We start from the raw sequence: 6570 nt of genomic DNA, 5'->3' as shown, positions 1-6570 counted from the left end.
CGGGTGTCGACCAGGACGACCGCGCCGAGCGCGCCCTCGAAGAGGCGGTTCCACAGGAACCAGAACCGCTCCTGGCCGGGTGTGCCGAAGAGGTAGAGCACCAGCTTCTCGGTGATGCTGATGCGGCCGAAGTCCATGGCCACGGTGGTGGCGGTCTTGGTCTCGGAGCCGTAGTTGTCGTCGATGCCGATACCGGCCTGGGTCATGGTCTCCTCGGTGGTCAGCGGTCTGATCTCGCTGACCGAGCCGACCATGGTGGTCTTGCCGACGCCGAAGCCGCCCACGATCACGATCTTCACCGCGGCCTGGGCGGTCTGCGGGAGCCGCTCCTCGGTGCGCGGGCCGGGGATCGCGGGGACGGCGTCAGAGGCGTTGAAGTCCATGCATCACCGCTTCGAGGAGGGTCCGGTCGGGGAGCGCCTGGCGGACGATCGGGGCGCGGGCCTGCACCAGGTCGGCGCCGATCAGCTCGGTGATCAGCGCGGTCGTCGCGCTGAACGGCAGGCCGAGGTAGGCCGAGACTTCGGCCACGGACAGGGGCGCGGAGCAGAGCCGGAGCACGGCCGCCTGCTCGGGGGTGCCGGACGGCGGGGGCGCCGAGCGCGCCACGATCAGGGTGACCAGATCGAGCTGCGCCCGCCCGCCGTCGTGCAGTCCGGTGACGGCGTACAGCCGCTCGGGGCTCCCGGCCTCCGCCTCCTCGCCCGTGTCCGGGGCCGGGGGCGGAGGGGAGGGCGCCTCCTGCGGCATGCGCCGTTTGCGGCGCGGGGTCATACGGCCTGCCCGCCGCGCCGGGGCGGAGAAGTGAGGTGGGCGCCGATCCGCACGACGAGGTCGCGCATCATGCCGCCCATCCGGCCGGGCTCGCAGACCACGTCGGCGAGGACGGCGAGGTAGGCGTTGTCACCGGCGGCCATCAGATAGAAGTAGCCGCCGTCGATCTCGATGACGACGAGCTTCATCTCACCGCTGCTGCCGGGCAGTTCCTGGGCGACCGCCCCGGCCAGGCTCTGCACGCCGGCGCAGGCGGCGGCCACCCGGTCGGCGGGCGCGTCCGCACCGGTGAGCACGACCGTCGGGACCAGCGGCGAGGTGTACAGCGGAAGCGAGAAGTCCAGGTCGAGGCTGCCCGACACCACCGCCACCGCCGGAGCCGGCCCCTGCCCCGCCGCCTCCCGTGCCGCCGCGAACTCGGTACGGGCGCGAGCGGGCCGGTACCCCTCCTGCCGAACCGTTTCCGCACCGACCAGGACGACATCCGCGAGCGCCCGCAGCGTGCCGAAGATGCGCATGTCGGCCGCGCAGGAGATGGGCTGGGAGCGCCCGTCGTGCTGGGCGGCACCGTCGAGGGTCGAGACCATGTTGGCCCGCAGCCAGGTGCGGGGACCGCCGTCGTCGGAGGCGGGATAGGCGTACGCGGCGGCCAGTTCGGCCAGACTCCACTCACCGGCCCCGTCCGGCTCCGCACCCTCCTGGCGGGCGGTCCGAGCTGCTGTTTCGTCGGTCACAGGGAACAGGCGTCGCATTCGTGCAGTGTGACATGGCGATTAGCATGGGTAACCGTGTCCTCCACCGCAGCCTCCGGCTCCACCCCGCTGACCGACGCCGGTCCGCTGTCCCTGTGTGCGCGTGAGCCGCACGTCCCGGCCGACCGCCTGGTCGCGGAGATGGTGCCGCCGCCTCGCTTCGACTCGGTGCGCTTCGCCACCTACATCCCGGACCCGAACCAGCCCAGCCAGACCGACGCCGTGGGCGTGCTGGAGGGCTTCGCGGCGGGACTCGGCGACGCGCGCCCCGGCGAGGGCAAGCGGGGCCTGTTCGGCTTCGGCCGCGCGAAGACCAAGGCCCCGGCCGGCCCCCGCGGGGTCTATCTGGACGGCGGCTACGGCGTCGGCAAGACCCACCTGCTCGCCTCGCTCTGGCACGCCACCCCCGCCGAGCCCTCCCGCAAGGCGTTCGGCACCTTCGTGGAGCTGACCAACCTGGTGGGCGCCCTCGGCTTCCAGCAGACGGTCCGGACACTGTCCGGCCACGCCCTGCTGTGCATCGACGAGTTCGAGCTGGACGACCCGGGCGACACGGTGCTCGTCTCCAGCCTGCTCGGCAGGCTGGTCGAGGCGGGGGTGGCGCTGGCCGCCACCTCCAACACACTGCCCGGCAAGCTGGGCGAGGGCCGGTTCGCGGCGGCCGACTTCCTGCGCGAGATCCAGGGCCTGTCCGCCCACTTCCGTGCCCTGCGCATCGACGGCGAGGACTACCGCCACCGCGGTCTGCCCGAGGCCCCGGCGCCGTACACCGACGAGCAGGTGACCAAGGCCGCTTATCGCGCCGAGGGTGCCTCGCTGGACGCCTTCCCGCGGCTCCTGGAGCACCTGGCGAAGGTGCACCCGAGCCGGTACGGCGCGCTGACCGACGAGGTGCGCGCGGTCTGCCTCACCGATGTGCGGCCGGTGCCGGACCAGTCGACGGCGCTGCGGCTGGTGGTGCTGGCCGACCGGCTCTACGACCGCGAGGTTCCGGTGCTGGCCTCGGGCCTGCCCTTCGACAAGCTGTTCAGCGAGGAGATGCTGAACGGCGGCTACCGCAAGAAGTACTTCCGCGCGATCTCCCGGCTCACCGCACTGGCGCGCGACGCCAAGCCTTTGGTGACGGAGTAACAGACCGGGCGCCCTGTTTCTGATATTCCATCAACTTATGCGGGTCAAGGGCTGATTCCAGCCGCTTGACCCGCTTTTTTCACGCTTCCTACGGCGCGTAACCCGTCGTTAACCCTGCAAAGCCTCTCGCCGGGTTAACGTGTTTCTTGACCATCCATTGACCAATGCTTGGTGCGTGCAAGAGACGTGGGATTCCGCAGGGGGGTACGCATGTCCCGAGGCAGGACGCTCGGTGCGGCGCTCGCCCTGTTCGCGGTCGCGCTGCTCTCCCTCCAGCTCTTCGCACCCTCCGGACCCTTCGCCACCGCACATACGCTCGGTGAGGCAAAGGCCAACGGCGCGGCGGGGATTGTCCTCGTCGCCCAGCCCGCTGGCGACGGCGTGGACCTCGCCCGCGAACCCCGCCGCCCCAAGACGCCGCCGGTCGCCGCCCATACCGACCGGCACCGCCAGCGCGGCGCCGCGCCCACTCCCGCGCCGGAGCGCCCGCTCATATCCCGGCGGCCGGCCGAACCGGCACCGCCCACGCGGTCCGGCACGCCGGACGCCGGCGTCACCAGATCCTCCGGAGCCCACTCCACGGCAGTCCTTCAGGTCTTCCGCTGCTGACGGGCGGGCTCGCTCCCCCCACCACAGTCGTGCAAGCCCGACGCGCCGTCGAGGCGCGCCAGGAGGAGTCCACCATCATGCAGCCCCTCATCGACTACGCCCGCACGTTCGGCCGGCGCCCCGAGGAGTTCGCCCGCCTCGCCGAGGGCCAGTCCCCCCAGGTCCTGTTCATCACCTGCTCCGACTCCCGGGTCGTCCCCGCCCTGATCACGGGCGCCCGCCCCGGCGAGCTGTTCGAGCTGCGCACCGCGGGCAACATCGTCCCGCCGCACACCTCGGAGCACCCCACCAGCGAGGCCGCCACCATCGAGTACGCCGTCGAGGTGCTCGGCGTCCGCGACATCGTCGTCTGCGGTCACTCGCACTGCGGCGCGGTCGGCGCCCTCGTGCGCGGCGACGACCTGACCGCCGTACCCGCCGTGCGCGACTGGCTGGCGCACGCCGCCCCGCGCCCCGCCGGCGCGGCCGAGGACCCCGAGGTCGCCGAGGGCGTGCAGTGCCACGCGCTGACCCAACTGCTGCGTCTGCGCTCGTACCCCTGCGTCGAGCGCCGGACGGCACAGGGCACGCTCGCCCTGCACGCCTGGTACTACGAGGTCCACACCGGGGCCGTGCGCGCGCACCGGCCCGACACCGACACCTTCGAAGCCCTGTGAGCGCGCCGATGACCGGGCAAGGGCACATATCGCGCGCTCCGCATCTGCGGCGGGACTTCGCCGCGTCCCTCGTCGTCTTCCTGGTCGCGCTCCCGCTCTGCGTGGGCGTGGCCGTCGCCTCCGGGGTGCCGGCCGAACTGGGGCTGGTCACCGGCATCGTGGGCGGTCTCGTCACCGGTGTGCTGCGCGGCAGCAGCCTGCAGGTGTCCGGCCCGGCGGCCGGGCTGACGGTGCTGGTCTTCGAGGCGGTCAAGGAGTTCGGGCTGCCGGTGCTGGGCGCGATCGTGCTCGCCACCGGGCTGCTCCAGATGGTGATGGGAGTGCTGCGGCTCGGCCGGTACTTCCGGGCCATATCGCTGGCGGTCGTGGAGGGCATGCTGGCCGGAATCGGTCTGGTCCTGGTGGCCGGCCAGCTGTACCCGGCGATGGCCGCCAAGGCTCCGGACGCGGGGCTGGACAAGATGCTCGGTCTGCCGCGCGGTCTCGCGGGCGCGGTCGGCGACGGCAGGGCGCTGGCCTCGCTGGCGCTGTGCGCGGGGACCATCGCCGTCATGGTGGGGTGGAAGCACCTCCCGTCGAAGGTGCGTACGGTGCCCGGTCCGCTCGCCGCCGTCGGGCTCGCCACCCTGGCCGTGCCGGTGTTCGGCATCCGGGTCGCGATGGTGGAGGTGCAGGGGCTGCTGGGCGCCGTCCAGCCGCCGCCGCTCAGCGCCTTCGCCGAGTTCGCCGATGTGGCGGTGCTCGGCACGATCGTCGCGTTCACCCTGATCGCGTCCGCCGAGTCGCTGTTCAGCGCGGCCGCCGTGGACCGGCTGCACGACGGCCCGCGCACCGAGTACGACCGTGAGCTGACCGCCCAGGGCGTCGGCAACACGGTGTGCGGGCTGCTCGGCGCGCTGCCGCTGACGGCGGTGATCGTGCGCAGCGCGGCCAATGTGCAGGCGGGCGCGCGGACCAAGGCGTCCCGAGTGATGCACGGTGTCTGGCTGCTGCTGTTCGCGGCGCTGCTGCCGGGCGCCCTCGCCCACATCCCGCTGCCGTCGCTGGCGGGCGTCCTGATCTACTCGGGGGCCAAGCTGGTCCCGGTCAAGGCGCTGGCGGGGCTGTGGCGCGGGGAGGCGCTGATACTCACGGTGACAGCGGTGTCCATCGTGGCGGTCGGCATGTTCGAGGGCGTGCTGACCGGACTGGCGCTGGCGATCGTCAAGACCGCCTGGGAGGCGTCGCACATCAAGGTCACCGTCATGGACAAGGGCGCCGGCCCGGTGGATGCCTGCCTCTCGGGCAACGCGACCTTCCTCAGGCTGCCGAAAATTCTGGACAGCCTGGAGGCGCTGCCCAAGGACCGGCCGGTCCGGCTGGACCTCTCCGGTCTGCTGCACCTGGACCACGCCTGTCGCACCGCCCTTGAGAGCTGGGCCGAGCGGCACAGCGCGGACGGGACGGAGCCGGTACGGCTGACGTCCGGGGCCGGGTCGGCTCAACCGGCCGGGACACCGGCGGGCTGAGCCCGGACGGCCTGGGGGGCCGGGGTGCGACGGGAACGTTCCCGCCACCCCGGCCCCCTTTTTTTTGCCCACGGGTTCCTTGTCCACAGGGCATAGCTTCCGCGCACATACGGGACGTACTGTTGAGTAAGGGATTAAACGGACCTCTCGGTGACGGGGGCGACCATGTTGGAGCTCGTGATCACGCTCATAGCGGTGGCCGGCGTCATGGGTCTCGTGCTGCTGGCCGCGGCGATGCGTGTCGTCAAGCAGTACGAACGGGGAGTGCTGTTCCGGCTGGGACGGATCACCGGCGAGCCCCGCTCGCCCGGTCTGACGCTGATCGTTCCGTTCGTGGACCGGCTGCACAAGGTGAACATGCAGATCGTCACGCTGCCGATCCCCGCCCAGGAGGGCATCACACGGGACAACGTCACCGTGCGGGTGGACGCGGTGGTCTACTTCCGGGTCGTCGACCCGACCAGTGCGCTGGTGCGGGTGGAGGACTACAAGTTCGCGGTGTCGCAGATGGCGCAGACCTCGCTCAGGTCGATCATCGGCAAGAGCGACCTGGACGATCTGCTGTCCAACCGGGAGAAGCTCAACGAGGGCCTGGAGCTGATGATCGACAGCCCGGCCGTGGGCTGGGGCGTCCAGATCGACCGGGTCGAGATCAAGGACGTCTCCCTGCCGGACACCATGAAGCGCTCGATGGCCCGCCAGGCCGAGGCCGACCGGGAGCGCCGGGCCCGCATCATCAACGCGGACGCGGAACTCCAGGCGTCCAAGAAGCTGGCCGAGGCCGCGCAGCAGATGTCGGACACCCCGACCGCCCTTCAGCTCCGCCTGCTCCAGACGGTGATGGCGGTGTCCGCCGAGAAGAACTCGACCCTGGTCCTGCCCATCCCGGTGGAACTCCTCCACTTCCTGGAGCGGGGCGCCCGCGATCCGGCACCGGCCGGGGAGAGGAAGAAGGAGCCCGCCCCGGAGCCGGCACCGCCCGTCGAGCCCCTCCCCCTGTCCGGGGCACCGGGCCTCGACGCGGTCACCAAGACCCCCGAACTCGGCGCGATCCTCGACCAGCCGTCCACCGAGATGAGGTGACACCCCACCCGCCGCGCGAGTGACCCTCTCGCCGCGTCGGCGGGAGGGGTGTCACCT

The 6570-nt window shown here is 71.8% G+C and carries 8 protein-coding genes; 5 read left to right on the top strand and 3 right to left on the bottom strand.

The genetic code is table 11. From position 1 onward, the window contains the following. The 3 genes from CCN33_RS27460 to CCN33_RS27450 all read right to left on the bottom strand — a co-directional run. A partial coding sequence (locus CCN33_RS27460) for a GTP-binding protein (protein WP_208621923.1) occupies positions 1-383 on the bottom strand: 383 nt, incomplete at its 3' end. Then, the gene (locus tag CCN33_RS27455; RefSeq protein WP_086696121.1) at positions 364-774 is read right to left on the bottom strand and encodes a DUF742 domain-containing protein; all 411 of its coding nucleotides are present in this window, start codon (positions 772-774) and stop codon (positions 364-366) included. The genes CCN33_RS27455 and CCN33_RS27460, both read right to left, overlap by 20 nt. Further along, positions 771-1526, bottom strand: coding sequence for a roadblock/LC7 domain-containing protein (locus tag CCN33_RS27450; protein WP_086696120.1), 756 nt, complete (start codon positions 1524-1526; stop codon positions 771-773). The genes CCN33_RS27455 and CCN33_RS27450 overlap by 4 nt, the downstream gene beginning before the upstream one ends. 36 nt (positions 1527-1562) lie before the next feature. Between CCN33_RS27450 and zapE the strand changes: the two genes are divergently transcribed. From zapE to CCN33_RS27425, 5 genes are all read left to right on the top strand, one after another. Further along, positions 1563-2657 carry a cell division protein ZapE gene (gene zapE, locus CCN33_RS27445; protein WP_086696119.1) on the top strand — a complete coding sequence of 365 codons (1095 nt, stop codon included), beginning with the start codon at positions 1563-1565 and terminating at the stop codon, positions 2655-2657. Positions 2658-2867: 210 nt separating this feature from the next. Further along, complete coding sequence (locus CCN33_RS27440; RefSeq protein ID WP_086696118.1) at positions 2868-3266, top strand: hypothetical protein; 399 nt, start codon at positions 2868-2870, stop codon at positions 3264-3266. A gap of 77 nt (positions 3267-3343) precedes the next feature. Beyond that, positions 3344-3922 carry a carbonic anhydrase gene (locus CCN33_RS27435; RefSeq protein WP_086696117.1) on the top strand — a complete coding sequence of 193 codons (579 nt, stop codon included), beginning with the start codon at positions 3344-3346 and terminating at the stop codon, positions 3920-3922. 8 nt (positions 3923-3930) lie between these two features. Further along, positions 3931-5430: a SulP family inorganic anion transporter gene (locus CCN33_RS27430; protein WP_086696116.1), complete on the top strand. Its 1500-nt coding sequence runs from the start codon at positions 3931-3933 to the stop codon at positions 5428-5430. Between the two features lie 165 nt (positions 5431-5595). After that, a complete protein-coding gene (locus CCN33_RS27425) occupies positions 5596-6513 on the top strand; it encodes a slipin family protein (RefSeq protein WP_086696115.1) in 918 nt (305 codons plus the stop codon). Positions 6514-6570 lie beyond the last annotated feature (57 nt).

This window comes from Streptomyces recifensis (assembly GCF_002154615.1).
GTDB lineage: Bacteria > Actinomycetota > Actinomycetes > Streptomycetales > Streptomycetaceae > Streptomyces > Streptomyces griseoluteus.
Note: the sequence above shows the minus strand (reverse complement) of the source record. Positions and strands in the feature narration are given on the sequence as shown.